A 25,935-nucleotide genomic window follows, 5' to 3' on the forward strand; every position below is an offset into this window, starting at 1 on the left:
TGTTGATGGCTAAAATTTTTAATAAACAAAACGTATTTCTTCTTCTGTTGATCGGAATGGTCTTAATGGCAAAACTGATCCCTTTTGATCAATCCTATAATCAATATTTCAACCTTTCAGCCTTTATAGACTGGGGCATTGCAGCAATATTTTTACTGTATGGGCTTAAATTGAATTTAAAAGAGGTTGTAAAAGACATCTCCAACTGGAAACTGCATGTACTGATTCAAACTGGGACATTTATTCTTTTCCCTTTGTTGGTGTTGATCTTTTATCCCTTGGTAAAAGGCTCAGAGTATTATGATATATGGATTTCTATATTTTTCCTTGCTGCTTTACCCTCTACCGTTTCATCATCTGTAGTAATGGTATCTATTGCAAAAGGAAATGTGACTTCAGCTATTTTTAATGCTTCCATTTCTGGATTAATAGGTATTGTCATGACCCCTCTTTTAATGAGCTTTTTCTTAACTTCTGGATCAGGTTCAGGAGATCATGGAGAAGTATTGCAACAGCTTTTAATGAAAGTCCTTTTACCAATTATTCTGGGGGGTTTATTGAATCCGGTTTTCAAAAAATGGGTGACAAAATATGCCAGTATTATTTCAGAATTCGACAGGCTTATTATTTTATTAATTGTTTACGAAAGTTTCTCAACAGCCTTTATAGAAAATGTTTTCAGCTCAGTTCCGCCGGTTATATTTTTGATCCTGGCTTTCAGTGTTGTTTTCCTGTTTTTTGCGGTGTATAATATTCTCAAATTCATTTCTAAGAAAATGGGATTTAATGCTCAGGATACCATTACGGTAACTTTCTGTGGTTCAAAAAAATCATTGGTTCACGGAAGTCTTTTTCTGTTGGTTTTGAATATTCCTGAAGATCAGAAAGTATTATTTTTATTGCCTGTTATGGTGTATCACAGTTTTCAGTTGTTCTATGTAAGCTGGCTGGCAAGCAGAATCGCCCAAAGATCAGAGGGTGAGAAGAGCGTCGTAAGCTTGGATGAAAATCAGATAAATTGATTTCATCCCTGCGCCCATGAGAATATAACATAAGGTTCTTACCCTTTGTGGGATAGATAAAGAAAAAAAATAAACCATTAAGAACAGTGAAGATTGTAAGAACAGTTAAGTTTCATTGAAGATGAATGAAGCAGATTGCTTTATCAATAATAGCTTTAGCTATATTCTTAACTTTTCTTAGACCCTTAAAGACCTTAATGGTTCAAAAATTTTTAAACTGAAAAATAAATAGAATAGTCGTATTTTATGACTAACACCCATGTTCCATCTATCTGCTTTTAATTTGCAGTATATTCCGCTTCTGTCGTTGACTCTGCTTCTACTTCTGTTTGTTCGGGCTTAGCTTGCGGTGGTTTGTTTTTAATCTTCTCTTTATATTCTTTCTGAAACTGTCTTACTGTTTTTCCGGTTCCATCATGTCTCCATCCCGGTGAATAGAATAGATATTTTAGACGATCTTTGATCGAAAGCCCGGGTTGTCTCAGGTCTTTTCCGATTCTTCTCCATTCGTAAAACAGAACAGTGGCCGGATCCTTAGACTTCATTTTAGGATAGATACCATATTTTACAGGCACATTTGGGTCTTCCTTTTCAAAAGTACCGAAGATTTTGTCCCAGATAATCAGTCCCATTCCCATATTACGGTCTAAGTATTTAATATTACAGGCATGATGAACACGATGGTGAGAAGGGGTTACCAAAATATGTTCAAGGAAGCCCATACTTTTGATGGATTGTGTATGGACGAAAGTTCCATAGATCTGAATAGCAGAATAAGCTACCATAACATGCAGAGGGTGGAATCCTATGAATGCCAGAGGGGAAAAAAATAAATATCTGTACAATGGCTGAAACACAGGGCTTCTGAATCCTGTAGTAATATTAAAATAATCAGAATTATGATGGGTAATATGTACTGCCCAGAATACACGGGAATGATGATCTACATAATGGTGGACGTAGTAGGCAAAATCCTGAGCCAGAAATACTGCAATCCAATACCATACTCCAACTTCCCAATCAAAAATGCGATGATAGTAAAAGAACATCATGACAAGCATAGAGAATCCTTTCATGATGATATCCAAGCTATAATTTAAAAGGGCTAAAAGTACATTGGTAGCCACATCTTTGGTTTCATAAAGCTTTTCTTTATTGAAATGACTATAGGCCATCTCTATAAAGATAATACCTGCAAACATAGGAATAGCCCAAGGATAAACAATATCCGGCCCATCACTTTCAAACATTTTACTAAAATCAAACATTTTTTCTGTAAAACTAAGCATTAAATAGATAAAATGGGAATTTTTTAGATTTAATATTGGTTTTTGCCTGTGTTTTAATGAAAATTTAATAAATGGCTGGGTGCCGAATCGTGAATTATCTTTTTTTTGTTATAAAAATAAACCGCTTATATTGATGTTTAGCCTGTTTATATTCTCATAAAATCAAACCCTCTGAAATATTGATGAATAAAAGATAATTCTGCTTATTATTTTGTAATAACTCTAAAATTTTTTCGTAATTTGCTGCTAAGTTGTTCATACTTAAATTGTTGTGTTTTTTAATGTAACTTGCTGGTTTTTAAAATAATGAGCAGTGTTCTTAATGACGTTTTATAATGCACAGCTGATGGTTAAATAGAAGACTAAGACTAAGTTATGAGAAAAATATATACATTTTTTGCCCTATCCGCTGCTTCAATAGCTTTTTCCCAATCAAAAATATTGGAAAAAGTAGAACCTTCTTTCTGGTGGAAGGGGATGAAAAATCCTGAACTTCAGATCCTTGTTTACGGAAAAGGAATTGCCAATAATGAGATCTCCCTTTCAGACGCTGTACAGATTAAAGACATCCAAAAAGTAGAAAATCCGAACTACGTTTTTATTACGGTTAATACGAATGAGATTAACGTACCGAAGTTTACCATCAATATCAAAAAGAATAAAAAAAATCTGGGTTCTTATACTTATGAGCTCAAGCAGAGGAATTACGGGTCTGCGGATCGGGAATCCTATACTTCAAAGGATGTTATGTACCTGATTATGCCCGATCGTTTTGCTAATGGAGATGAAAAAAATGACTCTGTACCAGGCTTAACTGAAAAAGCAGATCGTAGTTTGCCTAACGGGAGACACGGTGGAGACCTAAAAGGAATCATGAATAATCTGGATTATATTCAAAATCTGGGAGCAACAGCTGTTTGGCTTACACCAGTGAATGAAGACAATGAAAAAGTGTATTCCTATCATGGATATGCCCAGACTGATTTGTATAAGATTGATGCTCGCTATGGAAGCAATGAAGATTATAAAAAGCTTTCTCAGGAACTCAATAAAAGAAAGATGAAGCTCGTGATGGATTATGTTACCAATCACTGGGGTATTTCGCATTGGATGATTAAAGATCTTCCTACAAAAGACTGGATTCATTGGTTCAAAGAAGGAGAGGATGGCTTCAAAAGATCCAATTACAAAACATCCACACAATTTGATCCCAATTCTTCAGATATTGATAAAAAATATGCATTGGACGGATGGTTCGATAAAACAATGCCAGATCTCAATCAGAAAAACCCTTTGGTTTTAAAATATTTGACCCAAAATGCCATCTGGTGGATTGAATATGCAGAATTAGGAGGATTCCGGGTAGATACTCATCCTTATAACGATAAGGAAGCTATGGCCAAATGGGCAAAAGCAATTACCGATGAATATCCGAAATTTAATATTGTAGGAGAATCTTGGTTGTATACTGCAGGACAGATTTCAGCCTGGCAAAAGAATTCTAAAACAGGAGAAGCAGCCGGATATAACTCCAATCTGCCGTCTGTAATGGATTTTATGTTATTTGGGGATATGCCGAAAGCGTTTAAAGAAAAAGAAGGCTGGAATGCTGGAATGATCAAAATTTATGACTCCTTTAGCAGCGATTTTCTTTATCCGGATATCAATAATGTAATGGTTTTCTTTGAAAATCACGATACCGAAAGATGGAATGAAATCTTCAATGCAGATCCCAATGTTTACAAAATGGGATTAGCTCTCATTTCAACCGTTCGAGGGATTCCACAAATCTACTATGGATCGGAAGTGGGAATGAGAGGAGATAAAGAAAAGGGTGGTGATGCCGATATTCGTAGAGATTTTCCGGGAGGTTGGAAATCTGATCAACAAAATGCCTTCAATCCGGCAACACAAACGTCTGAACAAAAAGAATTCTATCAGTTTACGCAGAAATTACTGAACTGGAGAAAAGGAAAAGAGGTTATTCATACAGGAAAAACGAAAAATTTTGTTCCAAAGGATGGGGTGTTTACCTATTTCAGATATAACGATAAAGAAAGTGTAATGGTCATCATCAACAATAATAAAAAAGATCAGACGTTAGACTTAAAATATTTTGAAGAATCATTAAAAGGATTTTCCAAAGGGAAAGATATTATTTCAGGAAAGGAATTTCCGTTACAGAATACATTGACGATACCCGCTCAAACACCATTGATTATTGAACTTGAAAAATAAATAATACCTATGAAAAAATTAATAGCTGTTCATACATTAATCCTGTTTTTATTTGGATTTACAATCGTTTCAGCACAATCAAATAAAGCATTTGAAAAAGAAAAATCAGAGATCGGTTCCATGCTTGATGCTTTTAATGTAGCTGCTGCAAAAGTAGATTATACAGGATATTTCAATTTTTTTGCTGACGAGTCCACGTTTATCGGAACAGATGCTACAGAAGTTTGGAATAAAAAAGAGTTCATGGTTTGGGCGAAACCTCATTTTGATAAAAAGAAAACTTGGAATTTTACAGCATTGAAAAGAAATATTCATTTCAGTAAAGATGGAAAACTGGCATGGTTTGACGAACTATTGGATACTCAGATGAAAATTTGCCGCGGTTCAGGGGTGGTAGAAAAAATCAATGGACAATGGAAAGTCAAACAATATGTTCTTTCTATGACCATTCCTAATGATGTTGTCGATAAAGTAGTAGCTGAAAAAACAGCTCTTGAAGATGTTTTGATTAAAGAACTAAAAACAAAATAAGCATAAAGATAACTATGGCTGGAAAAATGAAACCGGAACTTTCACTTACTCAGATCATCAATATGAGTATGGGATTCCTTGGGATCCAAATGGCGTTCGGATTACAAAATGGAAATGCAAGCCGTATTCTTGCCAATTTAGGAGCAGATGTTCATGAACTGTCGTGGTTCTGGCTGGTAGCTCCGATTACGGGACTTATTGTTCAGCCAATTATTGGCCACATGGGAGATAACACCTGGAGTCCTTTAGGAAGAAGAAAACCTTATTTTCTGATTGGAGCTGTTTTGTGTGCGATAGGACTAGTATTGCTTCCGAATGCAGCTTCTGTTACGCAGATGTTTGCAGCCAATGCACTTTTACTGGCAGTGATTTTCCTGGCAATGATGGATGCTTCAGTGAACGTTGCAATGGAACCTTTTCGTGCATTAGTGGGAGATATGCTTCCAAAACATCAGGGTACAATAGGATTTTCAGTACAAACCATTCTAATCGGTTTTGGAGCAGTACTAGGTTCTTATTTGCCAGATTGGTTAACGAAACTAGGCGTTTCTAACGTAGCACCAAAAGGTTTTGTGGCAGACAACGTAATTTATTCCTTTTACGTAGGAGCAGTATTACTGATTATCTCTATTCTATACACCATCATTACTACTAAAGAATACTCACCGGAAGAATTTGCAGCATTTGAAGATGGAAAAGAAATAGAACATGAAAAGTCTAAATTCTCAGATATTTTCAAGGATTTTGCCACTATTCCTGCGCAGATGAAAAAGCTGGGAATTGTTCAGTTCTTCTCTTGGTTTGCGTTGTTTACCATGTGGGTATTTACAACGAGTGCTCTGGCAACCCATCATTTGGGTCTTTCTCCGGAAGATACCCATTCAAAAGCCTTTAATGATGCAGGGGATTTAACCGGTAAGCTCTTTGGAATGTATAACCTTTGGGCAATTCCGTTTGCTTTTTTGCTAACGCCTATTGCCAAATGGATTGGTAAAAAACAAACCCATGCCTTAGCTTTGTTATGTGGAGGATTAGGATTGATCTCTATGTATTTCATCAAAAATGTAGATAATTTATGGATCTCAATGATCGGATTAGGATTTGCTTGGGCAAGTATCCTGGCAATGCCGTATGCCATGCTGATTGAAGTGATTCCTCAAAGAAAAATGGGCGTTTATATGGGAATATTCAATTTCTTTATTGTAATCCCGCAGATTATTAACGGGTTATTTGGAGGGCCTATCGTAAGTGGTCTTTTTGGAAAACAGGCGATGGATTACGTTGTAGTAGGTGGTGTCTGTATGCTGATTGGAGCTTTGGTAACAATGATTTTCGTTAAATCTGAAAATGAAACTCCCAAAGAAATCGAAGAAGAAATTAAGCAGGTGCATTTTTAATCAGAAGTAAATAAGCTTGAAATACATGATAATGCAATAATCATGATCGTATTAAAATTCAATAGAAGCGGGCTTTAGCCCGCTTTCACATTTAAAATATCTTCCATTTGGCTTTAGCCAAAATTTATATACTTCCAGGCTCTTATAAGATTAGACTCGCAGATTCTGCAGATGTCGCAGATTGTTTTGAAGACAGAAATATAAAAGCCACCTGACTCAGGTGGCTTTCTCAATTATAATCTTTTGTAGATGGCCGTTATTTCATCTTTTATTCCGTCTCCATTCACATCTGTGAGTTCTTGAATAGCTTCTAATTCAGTAGCACTCAATTTTTTTAAAGAATTAACCTCTACGGTTCCATCAGTATGTTTCACCTGAACTTTTTTAGTAGCAGTATCATAGGTATAATCTGAGGTAGCCTCGAAATCAATTTTGCATTGTGCTTCTGCATTTCCAGAATAGGCAATTTGATGCAGTTTTCCATTAGCAGCAAAGTCTAGAGATCCCTTTTTATCACATACATTGGCATCAGATGATTGGCTTGTAATGATACTGCCGTTTTTTCCGGAATAAGCCATATACCTAGAAGGTTGCCATTTACCAACAATACTTGCTTCTGGGGCATTGTTGTTCTCGTCGTTATTACTGCATGCTAATAGACTTATCACTGCAATACTTAGAAATAGAGTTTTCTTGATCATTTTTTTATTATTTGTGTTGACGGACAAATATAATAAGTTTTATAATACCCTTTGTGGTGAAATATATAGATTTAATTCGATACATAAATAGTATTTAATAGAGTATTTGTTAAATTTCAATCTGTCAGATAGCATTTGAAGTTTTTGGAAAGAGAAGAGAATACTAATAAACTTTGGAAAGATATAAGGCTTATGGCTAGAGAGCTTTTAACCAAAATGAATATAGAAAGCAGAGCCTATAATACAAAGTATATTACAATAATTCCCCAAAGCAATAAAGTGCAGGGTGAGCTATTTCTTGATCAGGTAATCCATAAATATCTACGAAAATCTTTAGTCTATGGAGAAAATAAAAAAATCATTGTTCAATCTTTAGTTTTTACAGCCTTCATTGTTCTTAGATTTCCTTTCTTATCTTACATCAACTTTTTTTTACCTTCTCATCCCGTACATTTGTACCATAAATAATCACAGAAATGAAAACAGTATATCATAAAGCAGATTCAAGAGGCCACGCCAATCATGGTTGGTTAAATTCTTACCATACATTCAGTTTTGCCAACTATCAAAACAATGACAGAACAAACTTTGGAGTGTTAAGAGTATTGAACGATGACACCGTTTCTCAGGGAATGGGATTCGGGACGCATCCACACAGAGATATGGAAATTATTTCAATTCCTTTAGAAGGAGATCTGGAACACAAAGATTCAATGGGAACTACTGCAGTGATCAGAAAAGGAGAGATTCAGGTAATGAGTGCCGGAACTGGAGTGAAACACAGTGAATACAATAAAAATAAGGACGAAGAAGTAAAATTTTTACAAATTTGGGTTTTTCCTAGAGAGTTGGATCTTGAACCAAGATATGATCAGAAAAGCATTAAAGAAGGAGAAAAAATCAATGGATTCCAACAGATCTTATCTCCTAATAAGAATGATGACGGAGTTTGGATTCATCAGGATGCATGGTTTAATATCGCCAACTTCAAAAAAGGAAATGGTAAAAACTATATGCTGAACAAAAAAGGCAATGGAGTGTATGCATTTGTTTTAAAAGGAAGTGCAAAAGTAGGAGACCGAGTACTGAATGAGAGAGACGGATTAGGAATCTGGGATACCCAAAGCTTTAATATCGAAGCGGTAGAAGATGCTGAAATATTATTGATGGAAGTCCCAATGGAATTACCTTCTTATCTTAAATAAAAAACTAAATTTGTATCCTCAAAATTAAAATAGTAGAGAATCATCATGTAAGATCTTTAGAAATGGTGGCTCTTTAACGTATAACAAAAATATAAAACGATATATGAAAATCTTAGCAATAGCAGGAAGTAACTCAGAAGTTTCAATGAACAAACAGTTGGTAGCTTATGCATCAACATTATTTGAAAATGCAGAAGTAGAAGTGATTGACTTGAACCCTTTCGAAATGCCAATCTATAAACACGAAAGAGAATTAGCAGGCGGAGTTCCTCAGGAAGCACATGACTTTGCTGCTAAAATTGATGGGGCAGATGTATTATTGGTTGCTTTAGGAGAGCATAACGGAACGTATTCTACCGCATTCAAAAATGTATTCGACTGGGTATCCAGAATCAAAGACAGAACAGTATGGAACGAAGTACCAATGTTATTGATGTCTACATCACCTGGAGGTAGAGGTGGAGCAGGTGTTTTAGATGCAGCATCTAAGCGTTTCCCTTTCCACGGTGGAAATGTAGTAGAAATTTTCTCACTTCCTTTCTTCAATGATAACTTTGATAAGGCAGAACAAAAAATTTCTAACACTGAGAAAGACAGTGAATTAAAGGAAAAAGTAAAGAAGATTGCAGCCATTGAAACAATCCTTGAAAAATAGAATTTGAATATTCATTTAAAATTACTATTTTTGCAAAAAGAAAAGAGATGAAAATTCAGACCTCCTATAAACAATGTTTTTCTCATAAAGGGAAAATTGTGGGCTCTGAAATTCTGAGATAAAATAACGGCCGATAATCTGAAAAGATTGTCGGCTTTTTTGTTTTCTAAATCGAGTATAAAAAGTAAAAATATAAAAGTGAAATGCATCAGTATGCCGGTGATAATAAACCAATTTTCTGTTTTTTTTAATTAGATTATTGTTACATTGTTAAACTGATATACTGTTACATTAAATAAATTATTAAGCATGAGCAACACTTACAAATCAGCAGGAGTAGACAAAGAAGAAGGATACAAAACGGTTGACAAGATCAAAAAAGCAGTGGGTGAAACCCATAATTCCAATGTATTGAACCATTTGGGAAGCTTTGGAGCTTTCTACGAAATCGGCGGATACAAAAATCCGGTTCTTGTTTCAGGAACAGATGGAGTAGGAACTAAGCTGAAAGTAGCTTTGGATACCAAAAAATATGACTCTATTGGAGTAGACTGTTTTGCAATGTGTGCCAACGATATTCTTTGCCACGGTGCTAAACCTCTATTCTTCTTAGATTATTTAGCTTGTGGAAAGCTTGATTCTGAAATCGCAGCTGAAATCGTTCTTGGAATGGTAAATGCTTGTAAGGATAATAACTGTGCATTAATCGGTGGGGAAACTGCTGAAATGCCGGGAATGTACCAGCCAGGAGATTATGATGTTGCCGGATTCTGTGTTGGAATCGTAGAAAAAGACCAGATTATTGATGGGTCTAACATTAAAGCAGGTAATAAAATTATCGCATTGCCAAGCTCAGGATTCCATTCAAACGGATTCTCTTTAGTAAGAAAAGTATTCCCTAACTTCGAAGAAGAGTTTGAAGGAAAACCTTTATATGAAACACTTTTAGTTCCAACAAGACTATACTTCAAAGACATCCATAAAGTACTGGAAGAAGTAAAAGTAGGCGGAATTGCTCACATTACAGGTGGTGGTTTATACGAAAATGTTCCAAGAATTATTCCTGAAGGACTTTGTGCTTCTATTGACGGTTCTAAAATCAGAATTCCAAATGTAATGCTTGAACTGGAGAAGAGAGGCGGAATCGCTCGTGAAGAAATGTACGGTACTTTCAATATGGGGGTAGGTATGATCATCGTAGTAGATGCTGAACACGCTGAAAAAGTATTACACCTTTTAGATGATGCATACGAAATCGGTGAAATCACTGAGGGAGCAGAAAAAATCAATTTATCACTATAAATGACATCAGATTCAGACACCAGACTTTAGGTCTGATATCTGACATCTAACATCGGAATAATGAAGAACATTGTTGTACTTGTATCCGGTTCAGGAACTAACCTGCAGAGAATCATAGATACTATTGAAGCTGGAGAAATCCAGAATGCAAAAGTAAGTCTGGTGGTTGCTGACAGAGAATGTTTTGGATTAGAAAGAGCAGAAAATCATAATATTAAAAATATACTGATTCCAAGAGGAAAGAATTTCAGCAGCGAATTGGCTAACGTAATTCCACAAGATACAGATCTTATTGTATTGGCAGGATTCCTATCCATTTTAAAACCTGAGTTCTGTGAAAAATGGAATGGTAAAATAATCAATATTCATCCGGCGTTGCTTCCAAAATTTGGAGGAAAAGGAATGTGGGGAATGAACGTTCATAATGCAGTTATTGAAGCTAAAGAAACAGAGAGTGGTGCAACTGTACATTTTGTAACTCCTGGGATTGATGAAGGAGAACCCATTCTTCAGAAATCTTTTGAAGTAACAGCGGATGATACTCCTGAAACATTAGCCCAGAAAGTTCACCATATTGAATATGAAATATTTCCTTTAGCGATTAATAAAGTTCTGGGAAACTAATAAATATAACAATGTATCAGTGTAACAGTTTACCAATATTAAAGGTATTGTTACATTGCTAGATTGATACATTGTTACATTAAATAAAAAAAATCTAAGTAAAATAAAAAGTAATCCGGAGGTGAAAGAACCGGATACAGTTTGAAATAACTGTGAAAAGTAAAAATTGAAAGTAATGAGTAAAAAGAGAGTTTTAATCAGTGTTTCTGACAAAAGTGGATTAATTGAATTTGCACAGTTTTTGGAAGCTCAGAATTATGAGTTGATCTCCACAGGAGGAACATTCAAACATTTGAAAGACGCTGGTTTAAATCCAATTCAGATTGATGAGGTAACCAATTTCCCTGAAATGTTGGACGGTAGAGTGAAAACTTTACACCCAAAAGTTCACGGTGGATTGTTAGCGGTTCGTAACAACGAAGAGCACATGAAAACTGTACAGGAGCACGGAATTGGTCTGATAGACATGGTGATCGTAAACCTTTATCCTTTCTTTGAAAACGTGAATAAAGACATTTCTTTACACGAGAAAGTAGAGTTTATTGATATCGGTGGACCATCAATGCTTCGTTCTGCTGCGAAAAACTTTGATTCTGTTACCGTAATTACTGACGTAGAAGATTATACAACAGTAAAAATAGAAATGGAACAAAACGGGGATACTTATATCGAGACCCGTAAAAAGCTGGCAGGAAAAGTATTCAACCTTACATCAGCTTATGATGCTGCTATTTCAAGAATGCTTTTAGATGAGGAATACCCAACGTATTTAAATGCATCTTACAAAAAGGTTTCAGATTTGAGATATGGCGAAAACCCTCACCAGTCAGCAGCCTATTACGTTTCTACTTTCGAGAACGGAGCGATGAAAGACTTCGAACAGCTTGGAGGGAAAGAACTTTCTTTCAATAATCTACGTGATATGGATCTTTGCTGGAAAGTAGTTACTGAGTTCAAAGAAGAAATGGCTTGTTGTGCTGTAAAACACTCTACACCATGTGGCGTAGCCATCGGAACTTCAGCATTGGAAACATACCAAAAAACTTTCGAATGTGATCCGGTTTCCATCTTTGGCGGAATTGTTGCAATGAACTACAAGATCGATGCTGCAACGGCTGAAGAGCTAAACAAAACATTCCTTGAGATTGTAATGGCTCCGGACTTTGACGAAGAAGCTCTTGAAGTGTTAAGAAAAAAGAAAAACCTTAGAATCATCAAAATCGTAAACCCTGTTTCTGATAAGAAAACTTGGGTAAAAGTAGATGGTGGTATCTTGGTTCAGGATAATGATTTACATTTCTCTGATGATATCAAAGTAGTTACTGAAACTCAGCCTACAGAAGAACAGAAAAAAGCATTGCTTTTCTCTCAGAGAGTGGTAAAATATGTGAAGTCTAATGCTATTGTGGTTTCCAACGGAATCCAGGCTTTCGGAATCGGAGGCGGACAGGTAAACAGAATCTGGGCTACACAGCAGGCAATCGAAAGAGCAAAAGAAAAATTCACAGGAGATTTAGTATTGGCTTCTGACGCATTTTTCCCTTTCCGTGATGTCGTAGATTTCTGCGCTCAGGAAGGTATCAAAGCAATCATCCAGCCAGGAGGAAGTGTAAAAGATCAGGACAGTATTGAAGCTGCTAATGAGCATAAAATCCCAATGATGTTTACTGGGGTTAGACACTTTTTCCACTAATTAAAATAGAGTTAAAAAATAATTTTGGATGGTAATTTTAACATCCAAAATTATATATTTGTAGAATAAGACTAGATAATAAATAAAGTATGAGAATATTAATCATAGGTGAAGGCGGTAGAGAATCTGCTTTAGCAGCAAAGCTTCAGAATGACCCAAGAATTTCTAAAATGTTTTTTGCCAACGGGAATGCTACTACCGATGTAATAGGGAAAAATGTTCATTTATCAGAAATCAAAGAACTTAGAGATTTCGCTATTAAAGAAAAGGTCGATTTAACGATCGTAGGACCTGAAGCTCCATTGGTAGCAGGTCTAAAGGATGAGTTCAAAAAACATGATCTTAAAGTTTTCGGACCGACTCAGAAAGTGGCAAGCCTGGAAGGAAGTAAGGCTTTCTCTAAGAAATTTATGCAGACCTATGATATCAAAACAGCTAAAGCTGTAGTATTTGATTCATATAATGAAGCAAAAGAATATATCCAGACTCAGCAATATCCTCTAGTGATTAAAGCGAGTGGTTTAGCGGGTGGTAAAGGTGTTGTTATCTGTGATAACCTGGAAGAAGCTGAAGCTACCATTCACGACTTCATGATCAGAAGAATTTATGGTGATGCCGGTATCCGTTTAGTAATCGAAGAATATTTACAAGGATTTGAAGCATCTATCATCGCTTTCTCAAACGGTGAAAAATTATTCCCTTGTATTGCAGCAAAAGATTATAAGAAAGCCGGAAATGGAGATTCAGGGCCAAATACAGGAGGTATGGGTTCTGTGGCACCAAGCCCGGAATTCACTCAGGAGCACTATGCTGATTTTGAACAAAATATTTTAGAGCCTACTATTAAAGGTCTTAAAGCAGAAGGATTCAGTTTCAAAGGAATCATTTTCTTTGGATTAATGGTCACTAAAAACGGTGCTTACCTTCTAGAGTACAACATGAGATTCGGAGATCCTGAAACTCAGGTATTGATGGCTCTTATGGAAAACAATCTTCTTGATGTAATCCAGGACTGTATGGAAGGAAAAGATATCGAACTTAAATTTAAAGACGAAAAAGCAATTTGTCTTGTAATGTGTTCGGGAGGATATCCAAGAAACATTGAAACAGGTTTCGAAATTACAGGAGAAGACAAACTGAAACACAGTAAACTATTATACGCAGGAGCTATCAGAAAAGGAGATAAAGTGGTTTCCAATGGTGGTAGAGTACTGAACATTGTAGCTACAGGTGCTACTTTCGACGATGCCCGCAAGAAAGTTTACGAAGATGCAGGTCATGTACATTTCGATTACGGCTTCTATAGAGAAGACATCGGAAAGTTTTAATAAAATCATGAAAAAAGATTTGGAGTCATTCCAGGTCTTTTTTTGTAAAACAGTTAATATTAGAAAAAAGAGTTCAGATGTAAGATAAAAGCGTTCAGATCAAAAATCTGATGTCTAATGTCTGAAATCTGAAATTTTTCAAACAAATCAATTATCAAAAATGAACAACGGTATTATTATTTTAGATTTCGGATCCCAGTACAACCAGCTTATCGGAAGAAGAATCCGTGAGATGGGTGTGTATTCTGAAATCTTACCTTTCAATACACCTTTACAAGATATTTTAGCAAAACAGCCAAAAGGAATTATTCTTTCAGGAGGGCCAAGTTCTGTAAACGCAGAAAATGCTCACCTGGTTGAAAAAGAACTGTACGAGCAGGGAGTGCCTGTTTTGGGGATTTGCTATGGAATGCAGATGACCGCTCACCTTTTAGGAGGAAAAGTAAACAAGGGAGAAAAAGGAGAATACGGAAAGGCTAATCTTGAAATCGTTAAAGAAAGTTCTTTATTAAAAGGAGTAACTCAGAACTCTGTAGTTTGGATGAGTCACTTTGATGAAGTAGGAGAGTTGCCTACAGGTTTTGAATTAAATGCAAAATCTGGAGTAATTGCTTCTATTTCCAACGAAGATAAAAAAATCTTCTGTGTTCAGTTCCACCCTGAAGTTTCTCATACGGAAGAAGGAGGAAAAATGCTTGAAAACTTTGTATTTGGAATCTGTAATTCAGAGAAAAACTGGAAACTGACCAACTATATTGAAAAAACAGTTGAAGAAATCCGTGAAAAAGTAGGAGACAACAAAGTAATTCTTGGTCTTTCCGGAGGAGTAGACTCTTCTGTAGCAGCAGTTTTGATTCATAAAGCAATCGGTGATCAGTTGACTTGTATCTTCGTAGATACTGGATTATTAAGAAAGGATGAGGGCAAAAAAGTAATGGATCAATATGGAGAGCATTTCCATATGAACATTAAAATGGTAGATGCTAAAGAAAGATTCCTTTCAAAATTAGCAGGAGTAGATGATCCTGAAGCGAAGAGAAAAATTATCGGAAACGAGTTTATTCACGTATTTGATGAAGAATCTCACAAAATTGAAGGCGCTAAGTTCTTAGCACAAGGTACAATTTACCCTGACGTAATCGAAAGCCAGTCCGTAAACGGGCCATCTGCAGTAATTAAGTCTCACCACAATGTTGGAGGACTTCCTGAAGATATGGAATTCGAACTATTAGAGCCATTAAGAGAGCTTTTCAAGGATGAAGTAAGAAGAGTAGGAGAAGAATTAGGCATTCCTCACCACTTGGTATACAGACACCCTTTCCCTGGGCCTGGATTAGGAATCAGAGTATTGGGAGCTGTAGATGCTGAAAAAGTAAGAATCCTTCAGGAAGCTGACGATATTTTCATTGAAGAATTATATAAAAATGATCTTTATGAAAAAGTATCTCAGGCTTTCGTGGTACTTCTTCCGGTAAAATCTGTAGGGGTTATGGGAGACGAAAGAACTTACGAATATACAGCTGTAGTTCGCTCTGCCAACACGATCGATTTCATGACGGCAACTTGGAGCAGACTTCCTTACGAGTTCTTAGATACTGTTTCCAGCAGAATCATCAATGAAGTAAGAGGAATCAATAGAGTAGCTTACGATATTTCAAGCAAACCACCTGCAACCATTGAGTGGGAATAATTTTTGACTTGAATTTAAATACAAATCCTATCCGTTCATTCGGGTAGGATTTTTTTGTTAAATATTTTTATTATTTCTGAAAAAAGCACTTATTTAGCATAAAATAACCATGAATACTAATTGATATGGATTTTCGTTACTAGAAAAATAAAAATCCATTGGAATATAAATATATGAGAAATACACTTATCCTTTTATTGTCCTTGACGGTAACTTCACTTTTTGCACAATCTAAAAAGTTTATTATTGAAGAATTGAACTTACCGGATCCGGCACAAACAATTCCCAACTCCAACTATAATAAAATTAAGCTTCAGGATATTCGAACAGATCCGGAAGATTATGGGATCGTGATGAAAGGAGTTTCAGACAGAAAAGCAAAAGTTAAGTTTAATCCAAGCTTTGAAGAGCAGCTAAATAAGATGTTTGATAAAGGAATTGATAAAACTTCTGCAAATGATCAAGAATTACTGGTACAACTAAGAAGTTTGAATTACAAGGAAGTAACTATCGATATGGTGCAGTATGGATACTTTAATTTAAGAGCTTTGATTTTTGGAGGCAAAGAGAATCAATATCAATTGCTTAAAAAAATTGATACTACGATGGTTTTGTTTAAGATGGATGTAACCAAAAAGTTGGAAGAACAATCTTTGGATTATCTTCATAAAACTGTTTTTGAAACTGTTTCTGCTGCTCCTATTGATAATAGAACATATACACAGGAAGATATCAGTAATTATGATAAAATAGCAAAATCACAATTACCCTTATATACCCAGTCTAAATTAAAAGATGGGGTTTATATGAATTATAGATCTTTCAGTGCACAGGTTCCTGATAAGCCTATTGATGAAATATTGGTGAATCTGGGGATGATTACTAAAGTAACTTATATTGATGATAAAGGTAAAAAGAGAAATGCCAAAACAGATTCTTACGCTGTGATTAATCAAGGAAAAGCATATATAATGTATGAAGGCGAATTATATCCTATGAGAAAAGACTCCGAAGATTTTTATTTTATTTCAAAAATATACGACAGGCCAACTGGGGAAAGACAGCTTATATCCGGAACTACAGGCGCAATGATTGGTGGCCCAATTGGTGGTGTTATAGGAGTTTTAATTGCCAGTGGAAAATCCAAAAAATATGAATGTCAATTAGACTATTTTAATGGAAAGTATGAGATTGTAAGGGAAATTAAGCCTCAAAAACAGAAAGAAGTATATCATTTAAAAGAAGAATAAGTGATTATTAAGTGGGAATAATTTTCAGCTTGAATTTAAAATATGAATCCTGCCCGTTTGGGTAGGATTTTTATTTATATTATAATGTTTCTAAAAACTTTAATGCTTCTTTTCCAAGTTCTGTTTTCTGTAGGCAAGAACGATGAACTCCTTCATCATTAAATAAATAGAATTGATGATTCTTATCTGAAGTGAAAGGCGGGAATAAACAATATCCTGTCCTTCATTTAAAGTTTTCCTACAAATAGGCATTCGCTTTGATTCAGAAAAACTATAGCCATCTCTAATTGATATTTTTGTTAATGTTTTGTTTAGTAATAACCTGTTAAAACAATTTTCCCTAAATTTAAGTAAAATTACATCAAATGCAAATAGAAACAAGACCCCTGACTGTTCAGGATTATGAAGAGTTGGCTGCAACAATGAAAAGAGCGTATCCACAGATGTCAGAATCCATATGGTCTAAAAAAAGTATAGAAAAACTAACAAGAATGTTTCCCGACGGGCAAATCTGTATTACGGTAGATGGAAAACTGGCTGCTGTGGCGCTTTCTATTATTGTGAATTATGATGAATTTGGCGATGACCACACCTATAGCGATATTACAGGGAATTATACGTTTAATACCCATACCTCAAAGGGAAATGTTTTATATGGAATAGAAGTTTTTGTAGATCCTGAATTCCGTGAACTGCGTTTGGGTAGAAGGCTCTATGATGCCAGAAAGGAATTATGTGAATTATTAAACTTAAAATCAATTATTCTAGGAGGAAGAATTCCAAACTATCATAAACACAGTCACGAACTTTCCCCAAGAGAATACATCCGAAGGGTAAGAGATAAAGAGATTTACGATCCTGTATTGTCTTTTCAGCTTTCCAATAATTTCTTACCGATCAGGGTACTAAAAAAATACCTTCCCGAAGATGAAGCATCCAAAGAGAATGCAGTTCTTCTTCAGTGGAATAATATTTACTACAGCAAGAATCCGAATACCATGCAGGATAGTATTATCCGCCTTGGATTGGTACAATGGCAAATGAGGCACTTTAAAGATATAGATGCCTTTTACGAGCAGGTAGAGTTCTTTGTGAATGTAATGGGAGATTACAAATCCGATTTTGTACTGTTTCCGGAGCTTTTCAATACCCCTTTGCTAGCTCCATTCAACAATCTTTCAGAAAGAGATAGTATGATAGAGTTGGCTAAACTTACCGAAGAGATTAAAAAGAAAATTTCTGAACTGGCCATCAGTTACAATGTCAATATCATTTCCGGAAGCATGCCTGTTTTTGATAATGAGACGAATGATTTGTATAATGTCAGCTATCTTCTTCACCGTGATGGCCGAATGGATGAATACAGAAAGATCCATATTACGCCCAATGAGAAGAGGTATTACGGGATGAAAGGAGGAAATGAGATCAAAGTTTTTGATACAGATTGTGGTAAAATAGGTCTTGTCATCTGCTATGATGTAGAATTTCCAGAGTTACCAAGGATTTTGGCAGATCAGGGAATGAAAATCCTGTTTGTACCTTACCTTACAGATACGCAAAATGCATATATGAGAGTTCGTCATTGTGCTGCTGCCAGAGCGATAGAAAATGAATGTTACGTAGCGATTGCAGGTTGTGTAGGAAACCTTCCGAAAGTAAACAATATGGATATCCAGTTTGGACAGGCTGCCGTATTTACTCCTTCAGACTTTGCCTTCCCGTCTAATGCCATTAAAGGAGAAGCTACTCCTAATACGGAAATGACATTGATCGTAGATGTTGATTTAAATCTTCTGAAAGATCTGCATCATAATGGTTCCGTTCAGGTAATGAAAGACCGAAGAAAAGACCTTTATGAAACCTATCTTAAATAACAAAACAGAATGCGAAAGCATTCTGTTTTTATTTACCTAAAATTTAAAATGTATCTTATAAATACTGTGGGCAAACTACCGCAGGGCAGATTAAGCCAGGACATTGTGGAAGTCCGTCAGTAGGGCAGCACTGACGTGAGCACTTGCCGTCTCCGATAATGATTCCGCTTCCTGAAACGCTTTTTAATTGTTCTCTTGAAAGTTTGCTGTTACGTAAATTTTTCATGTCGTAATACTTTTATTGGTTTGTTTTAATATTTTGTACGTTGTAAATATATAAAATATTATTATACATGACATTGTTTTTTCATTATGCTTATAAATAATAGCGTAAAATATTGATTATGTGGTGGAAAATTTAATCTCTTTATAGTGATTTTATGGCTTGTTTTTTATAAAATCAGCTAAATTAATATTAGGAAATGTTACTCAAAATGAGCCTAAAGTGAGGTCTTGAAAACCGAAATTCGTAAAACCATCAAGAAGAGATTTTATCTTTTAGAAGGTTTTATAAAAAATGAAACAGTAATGGTATGGCTAAAAGTAACTTCCAACCCCAAGCTTCCAACTTCCATCCGCTTAACCCTAAATTTTTACGCTTAACCTAAGACAACATAGCATTAGGAATAGTTTTTGGAGTAAATTGCACTTACTATTGATACACTATGTTTGATAAACAACAAAGAAAGCTGAAAAGATCAGCAAGATTGATTTCTGTATTAAGTAAATACGGTTTTAAAGATATTTTAGCCAGAATGAATGGCGGAAATAAACAGGAAGAAGTTTCCGGTAATGCTGATGAAATTATTTCGAAAGGAACCGTTTACGAAAGAATAAGACTCGCTTTAGAAGAGCTGGGGCCTACTTTTGTAAAGCTGGGTCAAACATTCAGTAACAGAGAAGATCTGTTGCCGCCGGAACTGATTCAGGAGCTACAAAAACTACAAGATAAAGTAGAAACTGTGGACATGGATGTGGAAGAAGCTTTGGAGAGTGAATTTAATATCTCCACGAAGGATCATTTTCTGGAAATTCAGAAAGAACCATTGGCTACTGCTTCTATTGCACAAGTGTACAAAGCCGTTTTACTAGACGGAAGTCCGGTGATTTTGAAACTTAGAAAACCTGATGTACAATCAGTTATTGAAGATGACTTATTATTAATCAAGGATATTGAAAAATTAATCTCTGCTTATTCAGAAATAGGAGAGAAGCTTAATCTTAAACAAGCTATCTCCACTTTTGAGCGATCATTACTGGAAGAAGTGTCTTTGATTAATGAGAAAAATAATATCCAACAGTTCCGACTCAATTTTAAAAATAACAAAGAAACTTACGTTCCTAAAGTATATGATGAATTTTCCAACAATAATATTCTTTGTATGGAATTTATCGATGGGATCAAAGTGACAGATAAATCTGTTTTGTTAGAAAATAATATTGATCCTGTAAAAGTTTCTGAAGCAGGGTTAAGACTCTTCGTTTCACAAATTTTAGATTATGGTTTCTTTCATGCCGATCCACATGCCGGGAATATTTTAGTGAAAAAAGATGGGCGAATTGTCTTTATAGACTTTGGTGCAGTAGGAAAAATTCAGCCGAATGATAAAGAGATTCTGGAAAATCTTATTGTAAGCTTTGTAGCTAAGAATCCACATAAAATAGTACGTTATCTCAAGAAAATGGCCATAAGCTATGAGATTCCTGATGAAAGACGATTTGAAAATGATGTAGAAGATATTCTGAATTTCGTGCATAGCTCTTCATTGCAGGAGATCAACGTTCAGGTGATTATCAATAAAATGAAGGATATCCTAAAAGATAACAGGTTGTATATGCCAGATTACTTTTATCTTTTATTTAAAGGAATCAGCCTCATAGAAGGAGTCGGAAGAAATATCAATCCTGATCTGGATATTGTCAAAAGTCTGCATCCTTACACTAAAAAGATTTTCACCAAAAAAATCAATCCGAAAAACCTTTTAAAAACAGGAATGGATCGGATGATGAATTTTACAGACAATGTAGATGAAATTCCAAGGGAACTTAGGTCGGTACTTCAAAAACTGGATGAAAATAAATTTACAGTCTCCAGTGAGATTAAAAATATTGAAAAGACCAATCAGCTAATAAAATCAAGTGTCGTTAACCTTATTTTAGCGATGATTCTGGGTGCTAATATTGTTGCTACCGCAATTGTTTTTGTGTCAGAATCGGGGCCAAGGATAGGAGAGTTGTCTTTGGTTGCTGTTTTAGGTTTTGCTTTTTCAATTATTTTAATAGTAATACTTTTGTTGAGAGTAACTAGAAAATAATAGGCAGGCAAGCTAAAATGATTTAATTTACGTGATAAAGATGAGAGGTTTCAATATCCTGTATCTCGAATCTTGCACAAAAAATAAAACAATGAAAAAACTAATAATATCTATTGTGCTTTTCTGCAGTGTATTTGCTATGGCACAGGAAGGAAATGAAGAGAAAACTCAGGGCGACTTTGACGGAAACGGAACAAAGGAGTATGTCTATGCTAAAGTAAGTGATTGCAGTGATGAGTGTGACGGTAAATGTGATACTACCATTTATTTCAGTGATAAAAATATAAAGCCGTTCACGATTTCAATGGCTAAAGGTGGAGCTTTATATAATCTGGGAGACCTTAATAATGACGGGAAAGATGATATTGGCTTTTATCCCAATTGGTGTACCAGCTGCTGGCACCCGTTCTATACTTATACTTTAAGCAAAACAGGATGGAAATCCCTTGTAGATCCTATTTCAACCCATTGCAACCAGTGGGAAGAAGATAAATTCCCAATTACAAAAGATCCTAAAAAGAAAGGAAATGTCATTGTTACCACCAGTGAATGGAAAGATGATGATATTAAAATAAGCAGTAAAAGTGTAAAAGTGAATTGATGATGTAGGGTTCAAAGTTCAAAAGTTTAAAGTTCAATGTTGTTATAAAGGTGAGGTTCTAATCTTACACTTTTGTCTTTGCTATTTGCTATTGCAAAAACCAGATTTCAGATTCTACATATTAATACCTATCTTTGCAAAATGGAAAAACTCACTTTTGCGGATTTTGACCTGCCGGTTAAAGTTCTTGATGTTTTAGCGGATTTAGAATTATTTGAGCCTACACCTATTCAGGAAAAAAGTTTAAAGCCTATCCTTTCCGGGAGAGATGTAATGGGAATTGCACAAACCGGAACCGGGAAAACATTGGCTTATCTTTTACCCGTTCTTAAAACTTGGAAATACAGTAAAACTGGAAATCCAACAGTTTTGGTACTGGTTCCAACAAGAGAATTGGTGGTGCAGGTGACAGAAATTCTTGAGAAACTAACAGAAAATATCACTGCAAGAGTGATTGGAATTTACGGTGGTAAAAATATCAATACCCAGAAATTGTTATTCAATGATGGTTGTGATATTTTGGTGGGAACTCCTGGTAGAGTAATGGATCTTGCCATTGATAATGCTATTTCACTGAAAGAAGTGCAAAAGCTTATTATTGATGAGTTTGATGAAATGCTTAACCTTGGATTCAGACCTCAATTGACTCACATTTTTGAAATGATGAAAGAAAAGAGACAAAATATTCTTTTCTCTGCAACCATGACTGAGGCTGTTGATGATATGTTGGATGAATATTTTGCCAGCCCGATTGAAATTTCATTGGCAAAATCAGGAACACCGCTTGAAAAGATTGAACAAACCGCTTATAAAGTAGAAAACTTTAATACAAAGATCAACTTACTTGAAAACTTGTTGAAGAACAATGAAGATATGTCTAAAGTGTTGATTTTTAATAATAATAAAAAACACGCAGATCTTCTTTTTACTAAGATTGATGAATTGTTCCCTGAACAATTTGATGTAATTCACTCCAATAAGTCTCAGAATTACAGACTAAAGGCGATGAAGAGCTTTGAAAATGAAGAAATCAGAGGTTTGATAACAACTGATGTAATGGCCAGAGGTTTGGATATCTCAAATATTACTCACGTTATCAACTTTGAAACCCCTGATATTCCAGAGCAATATATTCACAGAATTGGTAGAACTGGTAGAGCTGATAAAGAAGGAAAAGCTGTAACATTTGTTACTAAAAAAGAAGAGCCTTTAATTCTTGATATCGAGCTTTTAATGGATAAAGAATTACATTTTAATGACTTCCCGGAAGGTGTTAAAATTAATCCAAACAAAATTGCTTCTGAGAAAGATGAGGTGGTAATGAAAAACCCAGCACAGGTAAAACTGAATGAAGGAGGAGGAGCTTTCCATGAGAAAAAGGCAAAGAACACCAAAGAAAACTGGGGTGGGCCTTCAAAAAGAAAAGCACCTAAGAAGTTTGGGGCTAACAGAGCACAACAAAAAGCAATCTCTAAATCGAAGAGAAAGAAATAATAAACAAAAAACTCCCGAATACATCGGGAGTTTTTTTATTTCATATAAGGAGTAATCACCTTAGTCCAGATTTGATATCCTTCCGGTTTAAAGTGAAGCATATCTTCCACAAAAATATCTTTTCTTACATTCCCGTTAACATCTTCCATAGCTTTTGTAACATCAATAAATGCTGAATGAGGCTGTTTTTTCATGAAAGCTTCAATCTTTGCATTAGCTTCTTTAATCTGTGGCCAAAGAACCTCTCTGCTTGGAGAGTATTTCATTGAAATATAATCCACTTCTATATTGGGGAATTTTGCACGTATCTTTTTGTAAAAGCTTTTATATCTTTTCACCACTTTCTGAGCTTTCAGCTGGTGATTGTCTGCAAAATCATTTTCTCCACAATAGATAATGATCTGTTTAGGCTGATACGGAGATAACAGATCATCAGCAAAATAATTAAGATCCGTAAGCCTTGATCCTCCAAACCCTCTGTTGATAATCGTTTTAGTAGGGAAGTACTCTGCTACATCAGTCCATTTGGTAAAAGACGAACTTCCTAATAATAGAATAGCGTTTTTAGACGATGGGTTTTGTTGATTTTCTTTTTTGAAATTTTGAATGTCTTGCCAGAACATTGGTTTTTTTTCTTGCGAAAAGGCAATAGTAAAGCACAGCAGTAGAAATGCTGATAGAATCTTCTTCATTGTATTCAGTTTTAAAATGTGAGATAAAAGTAATAAAAAACTCCCGATTGGCGGGAGTTTATATTTCATCTTTTGTAAGTAATATAAGTAATATCAATTACTTTATCACCATCTACATCATAGTTTCCATATTGCGGGGCTAGTCTAAGTTCTTGTGCGGTAAGCATATCGACTTTGAATTTCATATCTCCGGCATCTTCACCACTCAACTGAATGTTTAAGATCTTAGAATCAGCATCGTAAGTATATTTTCCTTCGTTTTTAGCAGCAATCTGACAGTTGGTTCCGTCTGGATTCCCATCATAAGCTGTATAGGTCGTGGAAAAGTCTGTTTTGAAGAAAAGCGTATTTTTAGCACTGCATCCTTCCGGAAGTATTGTTTTAAGCACAGTTTTATTATCTTTTCCTGAAATAATTTCTGTTTTTACTTCTTTCCAATCCCCTTTCATAATATCCATTTCATAGGCTCTAAGGTTATCGTCTTTACAAGAAGTAAGTGCCAGAGTTGAAAAGGCAAATAAAAGTAGCTGTTTTTTCATTTTCACAAATTTAAGAATATGCTAAAATATAAATAAATTTGAAATATCTATAATGAAATGATCTTTTTTTAAACGAATGTTTGTGAATAAGTCTAATTATTTGATTCGAAATTTGAAAGAAGCCGAAAATGTTTGTATTGTAAATATTTACTTTTACTAAATTGTTAGCCTTTTCTTGTCTGTCAAAAATGTTTTTTCATTTCACAACTTCTTTAAAAATTAATTTTCTGTAATTAGGGTATTTTTTGATATTGATAACAAAATCAATTGCGTTTCCACAAAGTCCAATTTTAGTGTCACAATTAGGTTTTCGCTTATAATTTTTGTTGTAAAATACAGTGTCCTTAATGATTTTACCAGTAACTTGTTCAGCCATAGTTACACCTCCACAACAATCGCCTCGCCAATATCCTAATTTTATTACTGCGAAGTCTCCTTGTTTATTCCAAATCATATTTTCTTTATTCGTAAATTCTTTTGAGTTTTTGAAATAAAAGCCATTCATAGGTTTCTTAATTGCTTGAGATTTACAATAGATACTAAATGTCAAAATACTAAAAATCGTAAGAAAAGTTTTCATTGTTAATTTTTTACTTGGTTTGTTCTTTAAATTCAATAGCTGTCATCCAATCATTGTCATACCCAATTATTTTTGAATTTTGAATTTTCAACATACCATATTCTTTACAATTTTCAAATATCAAAACATTTTTTTCAATTTTCCATTTGTAGACTTTGGTTAAATTGTCATACATGTGTTCATATGTATTTTTCCTTTCTTTGGAAACAGAAGCAACAACTTTGTAAGAGCTTGTTACTGTATTTTTATCAAATGTTAGAATTCTGGATGTATATATCATTCCAATCCCATCCTTACAAGTAGCAGGAAGTTCTGCAATATAGGTTTTGCCTTCAAGTTTCGTTTGCCTATTGCCATTTATAAATAAGAATGGCAAGAAGATAAGAATTAAAAGTCTATATATATTCATAAGATTTACTATAGATAGTATGCTTGTTTACTATTCAAATATTCATCAAAACCATTTGCTTTATTTATATCATCTTTCATAAAATAAAAAGATGTAAAGCCAATCTTTACGGGTTTAATTTAATTTTTTCTATAATATTATCGATGTTTTTTGCATTTTTATCTTTATAAAACAAATAATTATAATCACTTATATACCAATTTCTTGCACCATCATACATCATGATTTTTGCTTTACCATTTATATCAACAAAGAAGAATTTGAAGACTTACCTTTTTTCAAACAGTTAATAAATATAAAATCCCTTCTAATTGACTAAAGATTCTTTAGCATATAGCCAAGGACTAAGTCCATTTAAAGATGTGTGCGGATGATTACTGTTGTAATCGRTTTGCCACTCATAAGCCATTGCATTTACCTCCATTATAGACCCGAATAGGTATGCATCCAAAACGTCTTCTCTGAATGTACGGTTTAAGCGTTCAATATATGCATTTTGGGCAGGT

The 25,935-nt window shown here is 34.8% G+C and carries 25 protein-coding genes; 16 read left to right on the top strand and 9 right to left on the bottom strand.

Annotation, left to right across the window (positions count from 1 at the left end; translation table 11 throughout):
- Window positions 1-5: 5 nt before the first annotated feature.
- Window positions 6-1,022, top strand: coding sequence for a bile acid:sodium symporter family protein (locus GTR01_RS05915; protein ID WP_160136933.1), 1,017 nt, complete (start codon window positions 6-8; stop codon window positions 1,020-1,022).
- Window positions 1,023-1,300: 278 nt separating this feature from the next.
- On the opposite strand, the gene GTR01_RS05920 is transcribed toward GTR01_RS05915, so the two are convergent.
- Window positions 1,301-2,290 carry a sterol desaturase family protein gene (locus tag GTR01_RS05920; protein ID WP_160136934.1) on the bottom strand — a complete coding sequence of 330 codons (990 nt, stop codon included), beginning with the start codon at window positions 2,288-2,290 and terminating at the stop codon, window positions 1,301-1,303.
- Between the two features lie 396 nt (window positions 2,291-2,686).
- Here GTR01_RS05920 and GTR01_RS05925 point away from each other — a divergent pair, with 396 nt between their 5' ends.
- From GTR01_RS05925 to GTR01_RS05935, 3 genes are read left to right on the top strand one after another with little or no spacing between them, the layout of a single operon-like run.
- The gene (locus GTR01_RS05925; protein ID WP_160136935.1) at window positions 2,687-4,549 is read left to right on the top strand and encodes a glycoside hydrolase family 13 protein; all 1,863 of its coding nucleotides are present in this window, start codon (window positions 2,687-2,689) and stop codon (window positions 4,547-4,549) included.
- Window positions 4,550-4,558: 9 nt separating this feature from the next.
- The gene (locus GTR01_RS05930) at window positions 4,559-5,080 is read left to right on the top strand and encodes a nuclear transport factor 2 family protein (RefSeq protein ID WP_160136936.1); all 522 of its coding nucleotides are present in this window, start codon (window positions 4,559-4,561) and stop codon (window positions 5,078-5,080) included.
- A gap of 14 nt (window positions 5,081-5,094) precedes the next feature.
- Window positions 5,095-6,477, top strand: a complete 1,383-nt coding sequence (locus GTR01_RS05935; protein ID WP_160136937.1) for an MFS transporter — start codon at window positions 5,095-5,097, stop codon at window positions 6,475-6,477.
- A gap of 233 nt (window positions 6,478-6,710) precedes the next feature.
- Here GTR01_RS05935 and GTR01_RS05940 read toward each other — a convergent pair whose 3' ends face one another.
- Window positions 6,711-7,178, bottom strand: a complete 468-nt coding sequence (locus GTR01_RS05940; protein WP_160136938.1) for a lipocalin family protein — start codon at window positions 7,176-7,178, stop codon at window positions 6,711-6,713.
- A 476-nt stretch (window positions 7,179-7,654) separates the two neighbouring features.
- Here GTR01_RS05940 and GTR01_RS05945 point away from each other — a divergent pair, with 476 nt between their 5' ends.
- The 8 genes from GTR01_RS05945 (at window position 7,655) to GTR01_RS05980 (ending at window position 16,925) form a co-directional block, all read left to right on the top strand.
- Window positions 7,655-8,383, top strand: a complete 729-nt coding sequence (locus GTR01_RS05945; RefSeq protein ID WP_160136939.1) for a pirin family protein — start codon at window positions 7,655-7,657, stop codon at window positions 8,381-8,383.
- A 103-nt stretch (window positions 8,384-8,486) separates the two neighbouring features.
- Window positions 8,487-9,038, top strand: a complete 552-nt coding sequence (locus GTR01_RS05950) for an NADPH-dependent FMN reductase (RefSeq protein WP_160136940.1) — start codon at window positions 8,487-8,489, stop codon at window positions 9,036-9,038.
- Between the two features lie 309 nt (window positions 9,039-9,347).
- Window positions 9,348-10,340, top strand: coding sequence for a phosphoribosylformylglycinamidine cyclo-ligase (gene purM, locus GTR01_RS05955; RefSeq protein WP_160136941.1), 993 nt, complete (start codon window positions 9,348-9,350; stop codon window positions 10,338-10,340).
- A 60-nt stretch (window positions 10,341-10,400) separates the two neighbouring features.
- Entirely contained in the window at window positions 10,401-10,964 is a 564-nt protein-coding gene (gene purN, locus GTR01_RS05960; protein WP_160136942.1) for a phosphoribosylglycinamide formyltransferase, read from the top strand.
- 175 nt (window positions 10,965-11,139) lie between these two features.
- Window positions 11,140-12,657, top strand: coding sequence for a bifunctional phosphoribosylaminoimidazolecarboxamide formyltransferase/IMP cyclohydrolase (gene purH / locus GTR01_RS05965; RefSeq protein ID WP_160136943.1), 1,518 nt, complete (start codon window positions 11,140-11,142; stop codon window positions 12,655-12,657).
- Window positions 12,658-12,746: 89 nt separating this feature from the next.
- Window positions 12,747-13,985 carry a phosphoribosylamine--glycine ligase gene (gene purD, locus GTR01_RS05970; RefSeq protein ID WP_160136944.1) on the top strand — a complete coding sequence of 413 codons (1,239 nt, stop codon included), beginning with the start codon at window positions 12,747-12,749 and terminating at the stop codon, window positions 13,983-13,985.
- A 160-nt stretch (window positions 13,986-14,145) separates the two neighbouring features.
- Window positions 14,146-15,675, top strand: coding sequence for a glutamine-hydrolyzing GMP synthase (gene guaA / locus GTR01_RS05975; RefSeq protein WP_160136945.1), 1,530 nt, complete (start codon window positions 14,146-14,148; stop codon window positions 15,673-15,675).
- Window positions 15,676-15,848: 173 nt separating this feature from the next.
- Window positions 15,849-16,925, top strand: a complete 1,077-nt coding sequence (locus GTR01_RS05980) for a hypothetical protein (RefSeq protein WP_160136946.1) — start codon at window positions 15,849-15,851, stop codon at window positions 16,923-16,925.
- A gap of 99 nt (window positions 16,926-17,024) precedes the next feature.
- Here GTR01_RS05980 and GTR01_RS05985 read toward each other — a convergent pair whose 3' ends face one another.
- A complete protein-coding gene (locus tag GTR01_RS05985) occupies window positions 17,025-17,177 on the bottom strand; it encodes a hypothetical protein (RefSeq protein WP_160136947.1) in 153 nt (50 codons plus the stop codon).
- Window positions 17,178-17,290: 113 nt separating this feature from the next.
- Here GTR01_RS05985 and GTR01_RS05990 point away from each other — a divergent pair, with 113 nt between their 5' ends.
- Window positions 17,291-18,799 carry a carbon-nitrogen hydrolase family protein gene (locus GTR01_RS05990; RefSeq protein ID WP_160136948.1) on the top strand — a complete coding sequence of 503 codons (1,509 nt, stop codon included), beginning with the start codon at window positions 17,291-17,293 and terminating at the stop codon, window positions 18,797-18,799.
- A gap of 55 nt (window positions 18,800-18,854) precedes the next feature.
- Here GTR01_RS05990 and GTR01_RS24495 read toward each other — a convergent pair whose 3' ends face one another.
- Window positions 18,855-19,025, bottom strand: a complete 171-nt coding sequence (locus GTR01_RS24495; protein WP_185155098.1) for a hypothetical protein — start codon at window positions 19,023-19,025, stop codon at window positions 18,855-18,857.
- Between the two features lie 439 nt (window positions 19,026-19,464).
- Here GTR01_RS24495 and GTR01_RS05995 point away from each other — a divergent pair, with 439 nt between their 5' ends.
- The 3 genes from GTR01_RS05995 (at window position 19,465) to GTR01_RS06005 (ending at window position 23,209) form a co-directional block, all read left to right on the top strand.
- On the top strand, window positions 19,465-21,114 hold the full coding sequence (locus GTR01_RS05995) for an ABC1 kinase family protein (protein WP_160136949.1): 1,650 nt from the start codon (window positions 19,465-19,467) through the stop codon (window positions 21,112-21,114).
- Window positions 21,115-21,205: 91 nt separating this feature from the next.
- Window positions 21,206-21,715: a hypothetical protein gene (locus tag GTR01_RS06000; protein WP_228452166.1), complete on the top strand. Its 510-nt coding sequence runs from the start codon at window positions 21,206-21,208 to the stop codon at window positions 21,713-21,715.
- Window positions 21,716-21,856: 141 nt separating this feature from the next.
- The gene (locus GTR01_RS06005) at window positions 21,857-23,209 is read left to right on the top strand and encodes a DEAD/DEAH box helicase (RefSeq protein WP_160136950.1); all 1,353 of its coding nucleotides are present in this window, start codon (window positions 21,857-21,859) and stop codon (window positions 23,207-23,209) included.
- Between the two features lie 35 nt (window positions 23,210-23,244).
- On the opposite strand, the gene GTR01_RS06010 is transcribed toward GTR01_RS06005, so the two are convergent.
- From GTR01_RS06010 to GTR01_RS06030, 5 genes are all read right to left on the bottom strand, one after another.
- Entirely contained in the window at window positions 23,245-23,901 is a 657-nt protein-coding gene (locus GTR01_RS06010; protein ID WP_160136951.1) for a GDSL-type esterase/lipase family protein, read from the bottom strand.
- A 65-nt stretch (window positions 23,902-23,966) separates the two neighbouring features.
- Window positions 23,967-24,440 (bottom strand): lipocalin family protein, encoded by a 474-nt coding sequence (locus GTR01_RS06015; RefSeq protein ID WP_160136952.1) that lies wholly within the window; start codon window positions 24,438-24,440, stop codon window positions 23,967-23,969.
- A 196-nt stretch (window positions 24,441-24,636) separates the two neighbouring features.
- A complete protein-coding gene (locus GTR01_RS06020) occupies window positions 24,637-25,020 on the bottom strand; it encodes a hypothetical protein (RefSeq protein WP_160136953.1) in 384 nt (127 codons plus the stop codon).
- A 10-nt stretch (window positions 25,021-25,030) separates the two neighbouring features.
- Entirely contained in the window at window positions 25,031-25,429 is a 399-nt protein-coding gene (locus GTR01_RS06025) for a hypothetical protein (protein ID WP_160136954.1), read from the bottom strand.
- 307 nt (window positions 25,430-25,736) lie between these two features.
- Window positions 25,737-25,935, bottom strand: a 199-nt coding sequence (locus GTR01_RS06030; RefSeq protein WP_160136955.1) for an integrase core domain-containing protein, incomplete at its 5' end; no start/stop codon positions are given.

It is taken from the genome of Chryseobacterium sp. c4a, assembly GCF_009900745.1.
In the GTDB taxonomy this organism is placed as follows: domain Bacteria; phylum Bacteroidota; class Bacteroidia; order Flavobacteriales; family Weeksellaceae; genus Chryseobacterium.